The following is an 18,446-nucleotide window of genomic DNA, read 5'->3' on the forward strand; positions in this document are numbered from 1 at the left end:
ATAGGTTTTTTGCTTAAAACATAGGCATAAAGTCGTAAGACCAACTTAAATTGATGGTGGACCATTTATTACGAAAAGATACGCCTATTAGCGGAGGGAAAAGGAATATGAAACATATACAATGGATGTGTTAATCGTAATATTTTACGTGTTTATGGAGGGATTTTAATGGAACGATTATGGACGAAATCATTTATACAAATGACTATCGCGATGTTATTTTTATTTACGGGGTTTTATTTACTTGTTCCAACGCTCCCGCTCTTTATTAAAGAGATTGGTGGAAATGAATCACAAGTTGGACTGATGATGGGAATGTTTACAATAGCGGCAGTTGTAATACGACCGATTATTGGAGGTATGTTAGATCAATATGGTAGAAGATCTTTTATTATTTTCGGACTCATATTTTTTGGGATAACGATGTATTCGTATAATTTAGCATCGACTATTGTCCTTTTAGCTGTTTTACGCGTTATTCACGGAGTGACGTGGGCTGTTTCTACAACAGCAGTTGGAACAGCGATAACTGATATTATTCCAGATTCACGTCGTGGTGAAGGGATGGGCTGGTATGGCATGGCGATGACAATCGCGATGGCAATTGGCCCGATGATTGGATTATGGGTTGTACAAAATTATTCATTTCATGGTCTATTCTTGTTAGCAACTCTTTTATCCTTTATGGCAGTCGTATTATCGTTAATAACGAAAATGCCATTCACGCCACAAAAAGAAAAAGGGAAAATTCAGCTGTTTGAAAAATCCGTTTTATCAATAACGGTTGTTGTTTTCTTTTTATCATTTGCATATGGAGGAATAACAACATTTTTACCGTTATTCGCGTCATCAATTGATGTGAATCCTGGGACATTCTTTCTTGTATATGCAATTGCTTTAACAATTGTACGACCTATTTCAGGAAAACTATTAGATAAGTATGGAGAAGTTTTTATCATACTTCCGGCACTATGTATTACTATTTTAGCGATAGTTGTACTAACGATTTCAAATGGTTTGATAGGTGTAATGATTGCAGCGGCATTATATGGTGTTGGATTCGGTTCAGCACAGCCCGCTTTACAAGCAGCGATGCTGACAATTGTTGATCCTAGTAAAAGAGGAGTTGCTAACGCTTCATTCTTTACCGCTTTTGATTTAGGGATTGGATTAGGTGCGATTTTACTTGGAGTTGTTTCACAAATGTTTGGTTACCGTATTTTATTCGCAGGTAGTGCAATTTCAGGATTAATAGCTTTAATTATATTTGTTATTTTTGTAAAAAAACGATTAGGCAAAAAAGATTTTGCGTATAAAGCATGATGAATCTATTTGATGTATTGTAAGGTACGGAGGAAATAGCTCAATTCAGCCCGGATATTCTTTAGGGATTGTTTCTGAGAAACCAGTTCGGGAAATAGTGCCAGTTGAGAAAGACGGTAGTTTATTTTTATAGATTTTGATGATCTTTCGTACTTTCAAAACTATGAATTAGTTGTAAGCTATCGTAAAGAAACGGAAGAAATTTAATTTAATTATGTAAAATAATAATTTTATTAAAAATAAATAAATTTTATATAAGAATTATATTTATGGGAATATGAAATAAATATTATAAAAAACCGAGCTGTGCATGAGTGCAGCTCGGTTTTTTATGTTTGTTGAAGAAAAAGGGATTAAAGGTATATTTAGTGGGATTATATGGATAATTGTTATATTTCGTTTTAAAAAATTGTAAAAGGATGTCTGTCCTTTCTTTATAAAAGATGAAAGTTATTTTTGAAAAATTGTATTATTACATCGGTAAAAGTATAGGAAACTTATCATTGTAAAATAAATTGAAATCTTCTAAAAACTCTGATACATTGAAATAGAAATGTAGTTTCATATTATTGTAAAGGCTTACAGTTATGTGCACGAAGATCTATTAGGATTGGAGGAAATAATGATGAAAGCTGAAGAAAAATTTTCCCCGGGATTAGATGGTGTAGTAGCAGCGGAAACGAAAATTTCGTTTCTTGACACAGTAAAAGGTGAAATTGTAATTCAAGGGTATGATTTAATCGAACTCTCAAAAACAAAAGAGTATTTAGACATTGTGCACCTTTTATTAGAAGAACGTTTACCGAATGAGGATGAGAAAGCAACAATTGAAAAGAAATTAAAAGAAGAATATGCAGTGCCAGAAGGTGTATTCAATGTTCTAAAGGCATTGCCTAAGGAAACGCATCCTATGGATGGGCTACGTACAGGCGTGTCTGCATTAGCTGGTTACGATAGTGATATCGAAAACCGCTCGTTAGAAGTGAATAAAAGTCGAGGATACAAGCTTTTAAGTAAAGTGCCAAATATTGTAGCGAATAGCTACCATATTTTAAATAATGAGGAACCAATTGAGCCTCTTCAAGAATTGTCATATAGTGCGAATTTCTTCTATATGTTAACTGGAAAGAAACCAACTGAACTTGAAGAGAAAATCTTTGATCGTTCCCTTGTTTTATATAGTGAACATGAAATGCCAAACTCTACATTTACAGCACGCGTTATTGCATCAACGCAATCCGACTTATACGGCGCTTTAACAGGAGCAGTTGCATCCTTAAAAGGAAGTCTTCATGGCGGTGCGAATGAAGCGGTTATGTACATGCTTTTAGAAGCTGGTAATGTTGAGAAATTTGAAGAGTTATTACAGAAGAAACTATATAACAAAGAAAAAATTATGGGCTTTGGACACCGTGTTTATATGAAAAAGATGGATCCAAGAGCACTTATGATGAAGGAAGCATTAAAGCAGTTATGTGATGTGAAAGGCGATTATACACTATATGAAATGTGTGAAGCTGGAGAAAAAATTATGGAGAAGGAAAAAGGAATTTATCCGAATCTTGATTATTATGCTGCTCCAGTATATTGGATGCTTGGTATTCCAATTCAACTTTACACACCAATCTTCTTTAGTTCTAGAACAGTAGGGCTATGTGCACACGTAATTGAGCAACATGCGAACAATCGTTTGTTCCGTCCACGTGTAAATTATATTGGCGAGCGACATGCATTTAGTAAATAAAAACAACTGGGGAGTTGTTAGCGCCGCCCGCCAGATGGGTGTTTGACCGACACCCATCATTAATAATAACGAATTTTCGACAGAAAGGGAAGAATAGCATGATTAAAACAAATGAAATTAAACAAAAAGATGCATTATTAGAAGAAATTACGGACTATGTATTAAATAAAGAGGTTACAAGTGCAGAGGCATTCAGTACGGCTCGCTACGTATTACTTGATACACTTGGATGTGGAATTTTAGCACTACAATACCCAGAGTGTACGAAATTATTAGGACCAGTTGTACCAGGAACAATCGTGCCAAATGGTACACGTGTACCAGGAACATCTTATGTGCTAGATCCAGTAAAAGGCGCATTTAATATCGGATGTATGATCCGTTGGTTAGACTATAACGATACTTGGCTTGCAGCAGAGTGGGGACATCCATCTGATAACTTAGGCGGAATTTTAGCAGTTGCAGATTATATTAGCCGCGTTCGTATTTCAGAAGGAAAAGAACCATTAAAAGTACGTGAAGTACTAGAAATGATGATTAAAGCACATGAAATTCAAGGTGTACTTGCTTTAGAAAACAGCTTAAACCGTGTTGGTCTTGACCATGTATTATACGTAAAAGTAGCAACAACTGCAGTAGTTGCGAAAATGCTTGGCGGAACGCGTGAAGAAATCTTTAATGCATTATCACATGCTTGGATTGATAATTCTAGTCTTCGTACATATCGTCATGCTCCAAATACTGGTTCACGTAAATCATGGGCAGCAGGAGATGCGACGAGCCGCGGTGTTCATCTTGCAATGACTGCTCTAAAAGGTGAAATGGGTTACCCAACAGCATTATCTGCGCCAGGATGGGGATTCCAAGATGTATTATTTAATAAACAGGAATTAAAATTAGCAAGACCGCTAGAATCTTATGTAATGGAAAATGTATTATTCAAAGTGTCATTCCCAGCAGAATTCCATGCACAAACAGCTGCAGAATGTGCTGTGAAATTACATCCGGAACTTAAAGAAAGATTAGATGAAATTGATCGTATTACAATTACAACTCATGAGTCAGCAATTCGTATTATCGATAAAGAAGGTCCATTAAATAACCCAGCTGATCGCGATCATTGCTTACAATACATTACTGCAATAGGTTTATTAAAAGGAGATATCGTTGCGGATGATTATGAGGATGTAGTAGCGAATGATCCACGTGTAGATGAATTACGTAATAAGATGGTTGTTGTTGAAAACAAACAGTACAGTTTAGATTACCTTGACCCGAACAAGCGCTCAATCGCCAACGCTGTTCAAGTTCATTTTAAAGATGGTACTGTAACAGAAAATGTGGAATGTGAATACCCACTTGGCCACCGTTTCCGTAGAGACGAAGCAATTCCAAAAGTTGTTCGGAAATTCACTGCAAATATGGCAGGTCATTATTCTAGTAAGCAACAAGAAAAAATCCATGAAGCTTGTCTAAATGAAGAAAAACTAGAAAATATGAATGTAAACGAATTTGTAGATCTATTCTTAATTTAATAATAGGAGGAATTTATAATGGCTTGGGTTGTGAATAAACAGTCAACACAAGAGGAGCTTGCGAATCGCTTCCGAGCTTTAGTAGAAGCAAATGAAATTTTGCAAATTCCAGGTGCTCATGATGCAATGGCGGCTCTTGTTGCGAAAAATACAGGTTTTTCAGCTCTATATTTATCGGGAGCTGCTTACACTGCAAGTAAAGGTCTACCAGATTTAGGTATCGTGACATCTACTGAAGTAGCTGAAAGAGCAAGAGATCTAATTAGAGCTACAGATTTACCAGTTCTTGTTGATATTGATACAGGATTTGGTGGAGTACTAAACGTAGCGAGAACAGCTGTAGAAATGGTAGAAGCGAAAGTAGCGGCTGTTCAAATTGAAGATCAACAATTACCAAAAAAATGTGGACATTTAAACGGTAAGAAACTTGTTACTACAGAAGAATTAGTTCAAAAAATTAAAGCGATTAAAGAAGTTGCGCCAAGTTTATATATTGTAGCACGCACAGATGCTCGCGGCGTGGAAGGATTAGATGCAGCGATTGAAAGAGCGAATGCATATGTAAAAGCAGGGGCAGATGCAATATTCCCAGAAGCGCTTCAATCGGAAGAAGAATTCCGTTTATTTACTAGCAAAGTGAATGCACCTTTACTAGCAAATATGACTGAGTTCGGAAAAACACCATATTATAGTGCAGAGGAATTTGTGGATATGGGCTTCCAAATAGTAATTTATCCTGTAACTTCACTTCGTGTTGCTGCAAAAGCATATGAGAATGTGTTTACGCTAATTAAGGAAACAGGTTCTCAAAAAGATGCACTTTCTAATATGCAAACGAGAAGTGAATTATATGAAACAATTTCATATCATGACTTTGAAGAGTTAGATACTGGAATTGCAAAAACAGTATTATCTGAAGATCAATAGGTAGAAGGATTTAGGCGATGAAAATACATCTTTGGCAAAACGAACTGCTTGAAGTGAAAAATCATCGCCTTCTGTTTTCAATAATAAGATATTCCACTCATCGTAGACGAGCATATGCAAAGAGCAACGAAGGCCGAAATGATAGGGGGATTCAGATGGAGAAAACGAAGTTACCATGGGATGAATTTTTTTCACTCAATAAAGATGTGAATAATACTTTCTTTACACCAGAAGATTTTTCAGGGGATGAAGATTTAATTGCAAAAACGACAGAACAATTCGTTAAACAAGAAATTGTCCCGCAAATTGAGAATATTGAACAACATAACTATAAAGTTTCTCGTCAATTATTTGAGAAAGCTGGGGAACTTGGATTATTAGGCATTGAGGTACCAGAAGATTATGGCGGATTCGAGTTAGGAAAGGCTGTCTCAGGTCTTGTAGCAGAGAAAATGGGTTACGCTGGTGCATTTAGCGTTTCTTTTAATATACATGCCGGTGTAGGTACATTGCCTTACATATATTATGGAACGAAAGAACAGAAAGAAAAATATTTACCGAAAATCGCATCGGGAGAATGGATTGGGGCTTATGCTTTAACTGAGCCAAATGCTGGTTCTGATGCATTAAGTGCAAAAACGAGTGCAGTATTGAATGAAGAGGGTACTGCTTGGAAGTTGAATGGTGAGAAGCAGTGGATTACAAATGCTCATATGGCAGATGTATACGTTGTTTTTGCGAAGACAAATAAAGGAATGACAGCGTTTATTGTCGAAAGAACATGTGAAGGTGTATCAATAGGATTAGAAGAAAAGAAGATGGGGATTAAAGGTTCTTCAACAGCGACGCTTATTTTAGAAGATGTTGTCATCCCCGCTGAAAATATTTTAGGGGAAGTTGGGAAAGGGCATCACGTAGCTCTTAATATTCTTAACTTCGCTAGACTAAAACTTGCTTTTGGAAATATTGGAACAGCAAAACAAGCAATCGGTTTATCAGTTCAATATGGAAAAGAGAGAAAACAGTTCCAAACGGAATTAGTAGATTTTACGATGATTCAAGAGAAAATTGCCAATATGATTATTTCTACATATGGAGCAGAAAGTGCAGCTTACCGTACAGCGGGTGTAATTGATGAAGCAATTCATGAGAGTGATGAAGATCTTATGAAAAAAATGTCCCAATTTGCAATTGAATGTGCACTGAATAAAGTAAACGCTTCTGAAACGCTTGCCTATATCGTAGATGAAGCTGTACAAATTCATGGTGGTTACGGTTATATGCAAGAATACGAAGTAGAACGATTATATCGTGATGCTAGGATTAGTCGTATTTTTGAAGGAACGAATGAAATTAATAGATTAACAGTTGCAAAAATGTTAATGAAGCAAATCGAACAAATAGAAGATGCTGAAGTAGAAATTGATGTAGCAAATGTAGAAAGAAACCATCGTTACATTTTATTATCGAAAAAATTGTTGAAACAATCTTTGAAAACGCTCTCTAAAACTCCAGGTTTAAAAATTGAGCAAGAGCAAGAATATTCACGCGTATTATCAAATATGTTGACGGACGTGTACGTCATGGAATCAGCATTTTTACGTACGAGGAAAGCAGTTAGTAAAAATGGTGAGGAAAAAGAGCGTACGAAGCAAATGATAACAGATGTTATTTGTGAAGAAGGATATCGTAAAGTAGAAGAATCGGCGATTTCCATTCTTTCAGCAGCTGTCACAGAAGAACAAAATAGACAAGAAATATTAGCTGAAATCCGTCAATTATTAGTGCCTTTATACTCAAACTTATTTACGAAAAAGAGAGATATTGCGAAAGTTATTATAAATCGCGGGAAATATATTGTGTAAATAGGAGGAAAGCGATATGAAAAAGATTGGTTTTATCGGTTTAGGTAACATGGGTCTTCCAATGTCTAAAAATTTAGTTAAATCTAGCTACACAGTATATGGAGTGGACTTGAATAAAGAGGCGGAAGCTTCCTTTGAAAAAGAAGGAGGAATTATCGGCCTATCAATCTCAAAACTAGCAGAGACATGCGATGTGATTTTTACAAGTTTGCCTTCACCGCGTGCTGTGGAAGCGGTATATTTTGGGGAAGAAGGATTATTTGAAAATAGCCACTCGAATGTAGCTTTAATTGATACAAGTACAGTATCTCCACAATTAAACAAACAATTAGAGGAATCGGCGAAGGAAAAGAAAGTAGACTTTTTAGCAGCACCTGTTAGCGGTGGGGTAATTGGTGCAGAAAACCGTACATTAACGTTTATGGTTGGTGGATCGAAAGAAGTATATGAGAAAACTGAATCTGTCATGGAAGTGCTTGGAGCGAATGTTTTCCATGTTAGTGAGCAGATTGATAGTGGTACAACTGTTAAATTAATTAACAATCTATTAATTGGTTTTTATACAGCTGGTGTGAGTGAAGCTTTAACATTAGCGAAAAAGAACAATATGGATTTAGATAAAATGTTTGATATTTTAAATGTAAGTTACGGTCAAAGTAGAATTTATGAGCGTAATTATAAAAGTTTCATTGCATCAGAAAATTATGAGCCAGGCTTTACTGTAAATTTATTAAAGAAAGATTTAGGATTTGCAGTAGATTTAGCTAAAGAAAGTGAACTTCACTTACCAGTAAGTGAGATGCTATTAAACGTATATGAAGAAGCGAGTGAGGCAGGATATGGTGAAAACGATATGGCTGCTTTATATAAGAAAGTTAGCGAACAATTAATTTCTAATCAAAAATAGTGCACTTATAAAAACCATGATAAAAAAGGAGAGAATATAATGATTACAACTGAAATTAAACGAGTGAAAAATCATATTAATGGCGAATGGGTAGAATCTACTGGTACGGAAGTAGAAGCGGTTCCGAATCCGGCAACCGGAAAAATCATCGCTTACGTTCCACTTTCTCCAAAAGAAGATGTTGAAAAAGCTGTTGAAGCGGCAAAAGCGGCATACAAAACATGGTCTAAAGTGCCAGTTCCAAATCGTTCAAGACAACTATACAAATATCTACAACTGTTACAAGAAAATAAAGAAGAGCTTGCAAAAATCATTACGCTAGAAAACGGTAAAACGCTAACGGATGCAACTGGTGAAGTACAGCGTGGTATTGAAGCGGTAGAACTTGCAACATCAGCACCAAATTTAATGATGGGACAAGCTCTTCCGAATATTGCTAGTGGAATTGATGGATCGATTTGGCGCTACCCAATCGGAGTTGTTGCTGGTATTACACCGTTTAACTTCCCGATGATGATTCCATTATGGATGTTTCCACTTGCAATTGCTTGCGGTAATACATTCGTATTAAAAACATCTGAAAGAACGCCACTTTTAGCTGAGCGACTTGTAGAGTTATTCTATGAAGCTGGTTTTCCAAAAGGGGTATTAAATTTAGTACAAGGCGGAAAAGATGTTGTAAATAGTATTTTAGAAAATAAAGATATTCAAGCAGTTTCGTTTGTTGGCTCTGAGCCAGTGGCACGCTACGTATATGAAACTGGTACAAAAAATGGTAAACGTGTACAAGCGTTAGCAGGTGCGAAAAACCATGCGATTGTAATGCCAGATTGCAACCTTGAGAAAACAGTACAAGGTGTAATTGGGTCTGCGTTTGCAAGTAGTGGAGAGCGCTGCATGGCATGTTCAGTAGTAGCAGTAGTTGATGAAATTGCTGATGAATTCATTGATGTATTAGTAGCGGAAACGAAGAAGTTAAAAGTAGGTGACGGTTTCAACGAAGATAATTATGTTGGACCATTAATCCGTGAATCTCATAAAGAACGTGTTTTAGGCTATATTAATAGTGGTGTAGCAGATGGAGCAACTTTACTAGTAGATGGCCGTAAAATCAATGAAGAAGTTGGAGAAGGTTACTTTGTTGGTGCAACAATCTTTGATGGTGTAAATCAAGAAATGAAAATTTGGCAAGATGAAATTTTCGCTCCGGTATTAAGTATTGTAAGAGTAAAAGATTTAGAAGAAGGTATTAAGCTGACAAATCAATCGAAATTTGCGAATGGTGCTGTTATTTATACATCAAATGGAAAACATGCACAAACATTCCGAGACAATATTGATGCTGGTATGATTGGTGTAAACGTTAATGTTCCAGCACCAATGGCATTCTTCGCATTTGCAGGAAACAAAGCTTCATTCTTTGGAGATCTTGGTACAAATGGTACAGATGGCGTTCAATTTTATACACGTAAAAAAGTTGTAACTGAGCGCTGGTTTTAATAAAGTGAAATGATAATGAGTGGGGTGCATTCCCACTCATTATCAAAATAATACAAACGAAAATACACTACTTCATTATGAGTAGTGTATTTTCGTTTGTATTGTGTTAACTATTTCTTTCAAAGGCTAATTTAATACCAAACCCAATTAAGACGATTCCTGTAATCCCTTGAATATAACGCTGTGTCTTCGGTTTTTTCATAAAAGCACTAATTTTATCAATTAAAAATATATAAAAAGCAAACCAAATGACTGTTAAAATGAGATAAGTAAGTCCCATAACGAGAAGTTGTATAAATGTATTATGATTTGGATTTAAAAACTGTGGTAAAAAAGTTAAAAAGAAGACTGCAACCTTAGGGTTTAGTAAATTTGTAAGAAACCCTTGGCGAAAGCAAGAAGTATGTTTATCATTATTTATTGGAATGTCATCTGTATTTAAGTCTTCTGTGTTTCTTACTGCTAAAAGGGCTTTAATACCAATATAGACTAAATATACAGCACCAACATATTTAAAAATAGAAAATAAAAGAGCAGACTTTACAATAAGTGCTGAAAGACCAATTACAGCAGCTAAAGTGTGAATTAAAAGCGCAACACAAGTACCAAAAACAGTTTTTACGCCGCCGATTTTGCCGGCAATCAATGTGTTTTTCGTAGCCATTGCTGTATCAGGACCGGGTAGAATAATAAGACATATAGACATAATAATAAACAGAAAAAAATTTTCCATAATGTTATCCGCCTTCCTTTGTTGTTTTTAGAAAATTCGATTAACGTTAGTTTAACATACATTTTAGTTAAATAAAATTAAATTATATTTAAAATTATTTAACTAAAAAGAAGAGGCCATATAGAGTAGCTGAGAGTGTGCTACAATATATGGCCTCTTTGTTTAAGCGTTAAGTAAGTTAAAGAATCGATTTACATCTTCTTCTGAAACATCACTTAATTGTTTATATTTATAATTTGGATTTTGGTCTTTATCAACTACAACGGAGCGTACTCCTTCAAAGAAATCTTCATGTCGCATGAAGTTTTTAGCGAGTATAAGATCTGTCGCGAAACATTCTTCAACTGACTTTTCTTGGCCATCAATAAACTGTTTTAATGTTACCTTTAATGAAACAGGCGATTTGGATAATAGCTTTTCTTTCGTTGTTTGGGCAAATGGACTTTGATCTTTCTCTAACGATTGAATGATTCCCTCAATTGTATCGAATGCAAAATGCGAATTAATTTCTTCTACTGAAGAAGAAAGATTGCCATCTAAGTTTGGAGCAGTTGCAAATGTACGAATAACTTCTTTTAAATGAGTATGTACATCTTCTTTTTTCCAATTTACATTTTCAAGTGCGGTAAGGAAATTTGGTAATGAATCTGATGTCATAAAGTAATCAGCAGCGTTAATATATAATACATCAGGAGCTTTTAAAATAGATGCCGTTAAAGCAACATATCGACCAGTATATCCAGGCGCTTTATTTAAGAAATAAGCAGCACCGACATCAGGGAAGAAACCGATGTTCATTTCAGGCATTGCCCACTTCGTACGCTCTGTTACAATTCGATACGTCGCTCCATTTGTCAGACCGACACCACCGCCCATTACAATTCCATCTAAACAAGCGATAATTGGTTTTTTGTATTGATAAATAAATGTATCAATTTCATATTCTTCTTCAAAAAACTGCTCTGCATGTTGTAATGCAACTTCGTTAGAACGTGCTTCGTATAGCGTTTTAATATCACCGCCTGCACAAAAACCTTTCGTCCCAGCTCCTTTTAAAACGATGAGTTCAATACGCTCATCTTGCTCCCATTCTTTAAGTTTTTGCCCAATTGGCTGTAACATGTCATAGGATAAAGAATTGAGAGCTTTTGGACGGTTTAAAGTAATTGATGCAACGCCGTTTTCGCTAACAGAAAATAAAACGTGTTCAGTCATTATAAATCCTCCCTTACTTATCTTTCTATTCTTATTTCTTGATACATGCTGAAATGTCCTCTATAATTTTTGTCTAAATTAGGTGCTTAATGTTAGTATTTATCGCATATTTTGACGAGTTATATTTGCAGGATTTCAGAGAATGAAGAGGAATATTACAACATTACTGTAAGCGCAATTATTTGAAATCATAGTGTTGAAGGCGCTATTATATGTATAACTTAAATTGAGTTAGTATACGTGGCGTAACAATGCATTAAAGAGTGGATGTAGAAAAGATCAAAAGGCTGAATTATCTAACTTTTAAAGAGCGAGGGGTTTGTATATAATTAGAAATAGAGAAAGGAGAGATCGGAATGCCAGGACCTTTACTATTGTCGGTAATTATTTTGTCATCTCTTATGGTAGGAATTACACAGTATTTTCATCATACAGATACGACAGAAGAAGTGAAAGATAAGGTACGTCTCGTGTTTCCGATTTTTATAATATCTATTTCCATATGTTTTTTATTAAATAAAGATGGGTATGTTGTGGCCGTATTCGCGTTTTTTGTAGCGATTGTCTTAATAACTGTATTGTACTACGTTATGAAAGAGTACTTACAAAAATAAGGATGCCTGAAAGGGTATTTTTATTTTTTGTAAAATGATAATTTCACATACCGTATTTTATACAAAAAAACATAAAATATTTATAATTAAAAAAGTATGTACATCGCGGTGTATTTACTTGTCAATCTTGCATGACCACTATACTATTAAAATGTAGAGATTAGAAAAAAGGGGTTGTATCTAGCATGAAATTTGAGATGCATACAAAAATTATTTCAAATGAAAAAGAAGTAAGATTACATATAGAAGATAATTTATTTCAATTAATTTTAGATGGTTATCATCTATTTACTATTCAAGAAATATTGCCTTTATATAAATCAAACGAAGAAAGAATCGGTAGTGCAATTGTCCAAAAGTTAGAATGGGAGAACGGAAAAACTACACTAAACTATCAGCTTGTTTCACTACAATCAGTAAACTAAAAGGAGAAGGGTAATATGAAGTTTTTTCATACAGCGGATTGGCATTTAGGTAAGCTTGTTCATGGTGTATATATGACTGAAGATCAAAAAATTGTGTTAGATCAGTTTGTACAAGCTGTTGAAGAGGAAAAACCGGATGCTGTAATTATTGCAGGAGATTTATATGACCGAGCAATTCCACCTACAGAAGCAGTAGACTTATTAAATGATGTATTACAAAAGATAGTTATTGATTTACAAACACCAATAATTGCAGTTGCAGGAAACCACGATAGTCCGGACCGCATACATTTTGGTAGTAATTTAATGAAAAAACAAGGATTACATATTGTTGGACAATTCCAGTTTCCATACAATCCTGTTGTTTTAAATGATGAATACGGAGAGGTTCATTTCCATCTCGTTCCGTATGCAGATCCAAGTATTGTTAGACATATATTGAAAAATGAAGATGTTCGTTCTCATGATGATGCGATGCGTATTTTTATGAACGAACTCTCTGAAACGATGGATAAAGAAGCGAGACACATATTTGTAGGACATGCATTTGTAACTTCTTCAGGAGAGGCAGAGGAAAATACGAGTGATGCGGAACGACCACTTTCAATTGGTGGTGCTGAATATGTAAATAGCCATTATTTTGATAAGTTTCATTACACGGCGCTTGGCCATTTACATCAAGCGCATTTTGTACGTAATGAGACAATTCGTTATTCAGGTTCACCACTTGCATATTCTATTTCTGAAGAAAAGCATAAAAAAGGATATTATATTGTGGAACTGGATGAAAAAGGTGAAACAACAATTGAAAAACGTTTACTTACACCACGTCGTAAAATGCGTACAGTAGAAGCGAAAATAGACGATTTATTGCTTCATCCAGTGAGTGAAGATTATGTGTTTGTGAAATTATTAGATGAAAATCCTGTCTTGCAGCCAATGGAAAAAATACGTTCTGTATACCCAAATGCAATGCATGTTGAAAGATCTATTCAAAGACGAGAGTTCACAGATGAAAATGAAGTAACTGTTTCAAGACATAAAACGGATGATTTATCTCTTTTAAAAGCATTTTATAAAGAAATGAAAGGGCTAGATTTATCAGAAGAGAAAGAACGTCTATTTTTAGATGTTTTGCAAACAGTGCAAGAACGGGAAGGTGAGCGAGGGTGAGACCGATTCAGCTTATAATGACCGCGTTTGGTCCATATAAACAGAAAGAAATAATCGATTTTAAAGATCTTGGTGAGCATCGTATTTTCGCTATTTCTGGAAATACAGGAGCTGGAAAGACAACGATTTTTGATGCAATTTGTTATGTATTATATGGAGAAGCTAGTGGAGAAGAGCGCAGTGATACTAACATGCTTCGTAGCCAATTTGCTGATGATGATGTTTATACAAGTGTGGAATTAACTTTTCAATTAAAAGGAAAAAGTTATGAAATTAAACGACAACTAGGCCATAAAAAACAAGGAAATAAAACAATTACAGGACATGCAGTCGAATTATATGAAGTAATTGATGAGGAAAAAGTTCCATGTGTCGATCGTTTTCATGTAACGGATGTAAATAAAAAAGTTGAAGATTTAATTGGGTTAAGTAAACATCAATTTAGCCAAATTGTCATGTTACCGCAAGGAGAGTTCCGAAAATTATTAACATCTGAAACGGAAAATAAAGAAGAAATACTACGCCGTATTTTTAAAACAGATCGTTATAAATTAATGCGTGAGATATTAGATCAAAAGCGTAAACAATGGAAAGACGTCTTACAAGAAAAACAAAAAGAACGTGAGCTATATTTCCGTAATGTATTTAAATTACCAATACGTGATGGAGCATTATTAGAGGCATTAGTGGAGCAAGAGCATGTAAATACACATCAAGTAGTAGAGGCATTAGAACAAGAAACAATTTGGTACAATGCAGAGGTTGAGCAATTACACTTAGAACAAAATGACGAAACGAAACAATTAAAAGAAGCAGAGGAACGTTTTCATGCAGCAAAAGCTGTAAATGAGAAATTCAAAGATTTAGAACAAAAGAATGAGAAGTACAGTATTTTACAAGAAAACCGTGCCGTAATCGAAATGAAAGAAAAATCTTTTAAACATGCGGAACAGGCGAAGCGATTATTACCATTTGAGCAATGGTATGAGGAAGCGATGCAATATGAACAGCAGTCTGAAAGTTTGTTAAAACAGATAATCGCAAAAAAAGAGCATATAATGAACAGTTTTGCACTTGCTCAGGAGAAATATGAAGCATTAAAGAATAAGGCATCCGAGCGAGAAAATGCTAAAAAACAAGTTCAAAGACTAGAAGAGTTACAGCCAATTATTGCATCATTAGCTGAGAAAAAGTTAAATTTGCAAAATGCTGAAATTCAAATAGGAAAATTAAAAGAAGGTATGCAAAAGTTAGATGAACAACTAGAAGCGCATAAAAATGAAAAACAAAGAATGTCTGGCGAATTACAGCAATTAGAAGCAGCGCTTGAACAATATGTAGCTAAAGTAGAAGAACTAACGAATATGCGAGAAGATGCAAAAGTATTAAAGCAGGCATATGATGTATGGCAAGAAAAACAAAAATACGAGCTAGAAAAAGAAAGTGCGTTTCATAAGATGCAACAGGCAGTTAGTACATATGAAAATATGGAACGCCGCTGGTTAAGTGAACAAGCTGGTATATTAGCTCTTCATTTACATGATGGTGAATCTTGTCCAGTATGTGGTAGTATGGACCACCCGAAAAAAGCTACAGAGCAAAGTAATGCAATTGATGAAAAAGAGTTAAATGAGCTAAGAGAAAAGAAAAATATTGCGGAAAAATTACATGTTCAATTAGAAGAAAAGTGGAATTTCTATCGAGTTCAATATGAACAAGTGATAGAAGAAGTGCTAAAGCGAGGCTATAGCTCAGAAGAATTAGTAGAAACATATAGTGCGCTCGTTCAAAAAGGAAAGCAATTAGCAGCAGAAGTTAATGCGTTAAAAGCAAGTGAAGAAACGCGTAAGCAAATTGCTGTGAATATAAAAAGCGTAGAAGAAAAAGTAGAAGAACTCCAGAAACAAAAGCGTGAAGTAGAAACTGTGCAGCACCGTACTGAAATGGAGTGTATGCAGCTTCGTACGTCATATGAACATGATAAGCAAAATATTCCGGAAAGCTTGCAAACGGTACAAGCTTGGAAAGTACAGTTTGACCAAGCTCTGCAAGAACTTAGGTTAATGGAAGATGAATGGGAGAAAGTACAAGAGGCGTATCAACATTGGCAAAATGAAAATATACGTATTCAAGCAGAACATGATAATGCTTCTAATCAATTTAATAGTGCAAAAGAGAAGAAAGAAGAGACGTTCACACGCTTTATGAAAGAGCTAGAACAAAGCGGATTTACAGATCAATTAACATATAAAGAATCCAAATTAAATGATGCTGAGATGGATAAGTTACAACAAGAAATCCAAAGTTATTACTCATCTCTAGAAGTACTTACAAAACAAATTGAAGAATTAAAAGCAGACTTAAAAGATAAAGAGTATATGGACATTTCTTCATTAGATGAGCAAGTGAAAGAATTGGAAATTAGCCTTGATATTATTAAAGAAAAACGACAACGTGCTCAAAACGCCGTATCATATATTACGGATTTACATGAAAATATTAAACGAATTGATGAACAAATTCATGAGGAAGAAAAAGCATTCCAAGAACTTGTTGATTTATATGAAGTAATGAAAGGGGATAACGATAGTCGTATATCCTTTGAACGTTACATCTTAATTGAGTATTTAGAACAAATTGTTCAAATTGCGAACGAACGACTACGTAAATTATCAAATGGACAATTTTATTTAAAACGAAGCGAACGAGTTGAAAAGAGAAATCGACAAAGTGGATTAGGATTAGATGTATACGACGCATACACTGGCCAAACACGCGATGTAAAAACATTATCTGGCGGTGAGAAATTTAATGCATCGCTTTGCTTAGCGCTTGGAATGGCAGATGTAATTCAAGCGTATGAGGGTGGTATTTCCATCGAAACAATGTTTATCGATGAAGGATTCGGCTCATTAGATGAAGAGTCATTAACGAAAGCAGTCGACGCCTTAATTGACTTACAAAAATCAGGCCGATTTATCGGTGTAATTTCACACGTTCAAGAACTGAAAAACGCAATGCCAGCTGTATTAGAAGTAACGAAGCAGAAGGATGGGTGTAGTCAGACGAGATTTGTGGTGAAGTAAGTTCAATTATAATTCATGCTCAAAGTATTGTTTGCAATTTTCTAGTATAGAACTTACGAAAAAACAAATGCCGCCTCATTATAGAGATGGCATTTGTTTTTTATTCAAAACTACATAATTCACCTACGAGTTATCTGTAGAAGGTGGCGTATTTTCCAAGCGATTATAAGTTTTAAAAGCCGAAATTGCTGATATAACACCACCTACTAGAAATAAAGCTGATCCGCCGACCAATATGATACGACTGACATATGTTTCGCGCGCTTCTTCAACTTCTTCTTGTAACATTGTTGGCATTTGAATTCCCCCTAAACAACATTTCTTTTGTAGATAGTATATACAAATGCCTAAAATATGTTAAAATCACTGGATAGTATTATGAGGAAGTATATAGTTAGATGTGAATTGTTTGAAAAATCTTCATTATAAATTTATGCTAACTTCACATAGAGCACAAATTGAAATTGTATTATGTATATGTACCAAATAGATGAAATTGTATAGTATTGCTGTTTTTAAATAATCAAAATCCTATTATTTCTATATAAGGGTCTTAATTGTATATTAGAGATAATATTTTATTTAGAAGCAGATTTTAATAAAAAGGAATTCAAATAAAAGGGGAATGTCTTATGACAACATATACGAGCGAGATAAAAAAAAGTTTAGTAACTGAAGAAGATGTGGATATTTTAAAAATAATGGCACATCCAATACGATTACAAATTGTAAATGAATTAAGTGCACGCAAAACTTGTAATGTAACACAATTAACAGAAATATTAAATATTCCTCAATCGACTGTTTCGCAGCATTTATCAAAAATGAAAGGTAAAGTGCTAAGAGCTGAGAGAAGAGGGTTAGAAATTTATTATTATATTAATAATTTAAAAGCAAGCAAGATTGTTAGTGTTTTAGGATATATAAATTAATGAATTGTTATTATACAAAATAGCCTCCGCTGTTAAGCAGGGGCTATTTTGTATTGTTTTATTTATTTGCATTTAAAATTTTATAGTTTTTATGATTTACAATTGTTCGGTCAAATTCAAAAGTACCACCGCTTACATCTGTAACTTCAACTAAGACCGATTCAGTGTATAGTTTTAGTACAGATGCTGTGATCTTTAAGTTATTTCGTTGAAATAGTATAGTATCGCCTACGTTTGCTTTCATAGTACCTCCTTATAAAAGTCAGAAATGTTTGTTTATTATATATATTAAACCACGTATAGATATATTAGTGAATGTTTAGTTTTATTTATCAATAAAATATTTGTTGTTTAATAAAAATTAAAGTGCAACATTATGTAAATGAATTATATATTTTCTGTTTTTATGTAGAAAATTGTAAAAAAACGTTGTAATTTTGTATGTTCCGTTAGAAAAACAAGATATA

General features: G+C 34.4%; 16 protein-coding genes and 1 pseudogene. 13 read left to right on the forward strand and 4 right to left on the reverse strand.

Translation table 11 applies throughout. The annotated features are described in order from the left end of the window. Window positions 1–168 precede the first annotated feature (168 nt). The 8 genes and pseudogenes from ABH959_RS04165 (at window position 169) to ABH959_RS04200 (ending at window position 9,801) form a co-directional block, all read left to right on the forward strand. A complete protein-coding gene (locus ABH959_RS04165; protein WP_113937819.1) occupies window positions 169–1,323 on the forward strand; it encodes an MFS transporter in 1,155 nt (384 codons plus the stop codon). Further along, window positions 1,304–1,530: pseudogene (locus ABH959_RS04170) on the forward strand (HesB/YadR/YfhF family protein). The gene ABH959_RS04165 and the pseudogene ABH959_RS04170 overlap by 20 nt, the downstream one beginning before the upstream one ends. Before the next feature lie 415 nt (window positions 1,531–1,945). Next, window positions 1,946–3,067: a citrate synthase gene (gene mmgD / locus ABH959_RS04175; RefSeq protein WP_002127276.1), complete on the forward strand. Its 1,122-nt coding sequence runs from the start codon at window positions 1,946–1,948 to the stop codon at window positions 3,065–3,067. Between the two features lie 98 nt (window positions 3,068–3,165). Beyond that, window positions 3,166–4,602, forward strand: coding sequence for a 2-methylcitrate dehydratase (gene prpD, locus ABH959_RS04180; protein WP_002085755.1), 1,437 nt, complete (start codon window positions 3,166–3,168; stop codon window positions 4,600–4,602). A gap of 18 nt (window positions 4,603–4,620) precedes the next feature. Then, window positions 4,621–5,529: a methylisocitrate lyase gene (gene prpB / locus ABH959_RS04185; protein ID WP_404492305.1), complete on the forward strand. Its 909-nt coding sequence runs from the start codon at window positions 4,621–4,623 to the stop codon at window positions 5,527–5,529. A 155-nt stretch (window positions 5,530–5,684) separates the two neighbouring features. Further along, entirely contained in the window at window positions 5,685–7,394 is a 1,710-nt protein-coding gene (locus ABH959_RS04190; RefSeq protein ID WP_113937821.1) for an acyl-CoA dehydrogenase family protein, read from the forward strand. A gap of 16 nt (window positions 7,395–7,410) precedes the next feature. Next, window positions 7,411–8,301, forward strand: a complete 891-nt coding sequence (locus tag ABH959_RS04195) for an NAD(P)-dependent oxidoreductase (protein ID WP_002031851.1) — start codon at window positions 7,411–7,413, stop codon at window positions 8,299–8,301. 39 nt (window positions 8,302–8,340) lie between these two features. Continuing rightward, the gene (locus tag ABH959_RS04200) at window positions 8,341–9,801 is read left to right on the forward strand and encodes a CoA-acylating methylmalonate-semialdehyde dehydrogenase (RefSeq protein WP_113937822.1); all 1,461 of its coding nucleotides are present in this window, start codon (window positions 8,341–8,343) and stop codon (window positions 9,799–9,801) included. 106 nt (window positions 9,802–9,907) lie between these two features. On the opposite strand, the gene ABH959_RS04205 is transcribed toward ABH959_RS04200, so the two are convergent. Together ABH959_RS04205 and ABH959_RS04210 are read right to left on the reverse strand one after the other, a co-directional pair. Next, window positions 9,908–10,537, reverse strand: a complete 630-nt coding sequence (locus ABH959_RS04205) for a LysE family translocator (RefSeq protein ID WP_181777947.1) — start codon at window positions 10,535–10,537, stop codon at window positions 9,908–9,910. A 159-nt stretch (window positions 10,538–10,696) separates the two neighbouring features. After that, window positions 10,697–11,749 carry an enoyl-CoA hydratase/isomerase family protein gene (locus tag ABH959_RS04210; protein WP_002065275.1) on the reverse strand — a complete coding sequence of 351 codons (1,053 nt, stop codon included), beginning with the start codon at window positions 11,747–11,749 and terminating at the stop codon, window positions 10,697–10,699. Between the two features lie 356 nt (window positions 11,750–12,105). Between ABH959_RS04210 and ABH959_RS04215 the strand changes: the two genes are divergently transcribed. The 4 genes from ABH959_RS04215 (at window position 12,106) to ABH959_RS04230 (ending at window position 17,047) form a co-directional block, all read left to right on the forward strand. Beyond that, window positions 12,106–12,363, forward strand: a complete 258-nt coding sequence (locus ABH959_RS04215; RefSeq protein ID WP_001119412.1) for a hypothetical protein — start codon at window positions 12,106–12,108, stop codon at window positions 12,361–12,363. 185 nt (window positions 12,364–12,548) lie between these two features. Then, a complete protein-coding gene (locus tag ABH959_RS04220; RefSeq protein WP_002085739.1) occupies window positions 12,549–12,788 on the forward strand; it encodes a DUF2584 family protein in 240 nt (79 codons plus the stop codon). 15 nt (window positions 12,789–12,803) lie between these two features. Then, the gene (locus ABH959_RS04225; RefSeq protein ID WP_002012752.1) at window positions 12,804–13,961 is read left to right on the forward strand and encodes an exonuclease SbcCD subunit D; all 1,158 of its coding nucleotides are present in this window, start codon (window positions 12,804–12,806) and stop codon (window positions 13,959–13,961) included. After that, a complete protein-coding gene (locus tag ABH959_RS04230; RefSeq protein WP_404492306.1) occupies window positions 13,958–17,047 on the forward strand; it encodes an AAA family ATPase in 3,090 nt (1,029 codons plus the stop codon). The genes ABH959_RS04225 and ABH959_RS04230 overlap by 4 nt, the downstream gene beginning before the upstream one ends. Window positions 17,048–17,170: 123 nt before the next feature. Here ABH959_RS04230 and ABH959_RS04235 read toward each other — a convergent pair whose 3' ends face one another. Beyond that, window positions 17,171–17,344, reverse strand: a complete 174-nt coding sequence (locus ABH959_RS04235) for a hypothetical protein (RefSeq protein WP_001142748.1) — start codon at window positions 17,342–17,344, stop codon at window positions 17,171–17,173. A gap of 335 nt (window positions 17,345–17,679) precedes the next feature. On the opposite strand from ABH959_RS04235, the gene ABH959_RS04240 reads away from it, so the two are divergent. Next, on the forward strand, window positions 17,680–17,979 hold the full coding sequence (locus ABH959_RS04240; RefSeq protein ID WP_097832019.1) for an ArsR/SmtB family transcription factor: 300 nt from the start codon (window positions 17,680–17,682) through the stop codon (window positions 17,977–17,979). Window positions 17,980–18,037: 58 nt separating this feature from the next. Here ABH959_RS04240 and ABH959_RS04245 read toward each other — a convergent pair whose 3' ends face one another. Next, window positions 18,038–18,223, reverse strand: coding sequence for a YkvS family protein (locus tag ABH959_RS04245; RefSeq protein WP_002012762.1), 186 nt, complete (start codon window positions 18,221–18,223; stop codon window positions 18,038–18,040). Window positions 18,224–18,446: the final 223 nt, after the last annotated feature.

The sequence above is a fragment of the Bacillus sp. RC51 genome (assembly GCF_044908115.1).
In the GTDB taxonomy this organism is placed as follows: Bacteria; Bacillota; Bacilli; order Bacillales; family Bacillaceae_G; genus Bacillus_A; species Bacillus_A mycoides.

Excerpts from the sequence above, each read along its gene's own strand:
- ABH959_RS04240 (WP_097832019.1), top strand. The coding sequence starts at position 17,680 with ATGACAACATATACGAGCGAGATAAAAAAAAGTTTAGTAACTGAAGAA.
- mmgD (WP_002127276.1), top strand. The coding sequence starts at position 1,946 with ATGATGAAAGCTGAAGAAAAATTTTCCCCGGGATTAGATGGTGTAGTA.
- ABH959_RS04245 (WP_002012762.1), bottom strand. The coding sequence starts at position 18,223 with ATGAAAGCAAACGTAGGCGATACTATACTATTTCAACGAAATAACTTA.
- ABH959_RS04215 (WP_001119412.1), top strand. The coding sequence starts at position 12,106 with ATGCCAGGACCTTTACTATTGTCGGTAATTATTTTGTCATCTCTTATG.
- ABH959_RS04220 (WP_002085739.1), top strand. The coding sequence starts at position 12,549 with ATGAAATTTGAGATGCATACAAAAATTATTTCAAATGAAAAAGAAGTA.
- ABH959_RS04235 (WP_001142748.1), bottom strand. The coding sequence starts at position 17,344 with ATGCCAACAATGTTACAAGAAGAAGTTGAAGAAGCGCGCGAAACATAT.
- ABH959_RS04200 (WP_113937822.1), top strand. The coding sequence starts at position 8,341 with ATGATTACAACTGAAATTAAACGAGTGAAAAATCATATTAATGGCGAA.
- ABH959_RS04210 (WP_002065275.1), bottom strand. The coding sequence starts at position 11,749 with ATGACTGAACACGTTTTATTTTCTGTTAGCGAAAACGGCGTTGCATCA.
- ABH959_RS04190 (WP_113937821.1), top strand. The coding sequence starts at position 5,685 with ATGGAGAAAACGAAGTTACCATGGGATGAATTTTTTTCACTCAATAAA.
- ABH959_RS04195 (WP_002031851.1), top strand. The coding sequence starts at position 7,411 with ATGAAAAAGATTGGTTTTATCGGTTTAGGTAACATGGGTCTTCCAATG.
- ABH959_RS04165 (WP_113937819.1), top strand. The coding sequence starts at position 169 with ATGGAACGATTATGGACGAAATCATTTATACAAATGACTATCGCGATG.
- ABH959_RS04225 (WP_002012752.1), top strand. The coding sequence starts at position 12,804 with ATGAAGTTTTTTCATACAGCGGATTGGCATTTAGGTAAGCTTGTTCAT.
- prpD (WP_002085755.1), top strand. The coding sequence starts at position 3,166 with ATGATTAAAACAAATGAAATTAAACAAAAAGATGCATTATTAGAAGAA.
- prpB (WP_404492305.1), top strand. The coding sequence starts at position 4,621 with ATGGCTTGGGTTGTGAATAAACAGTCAACACAAGAGGAGCTTGCGAAT.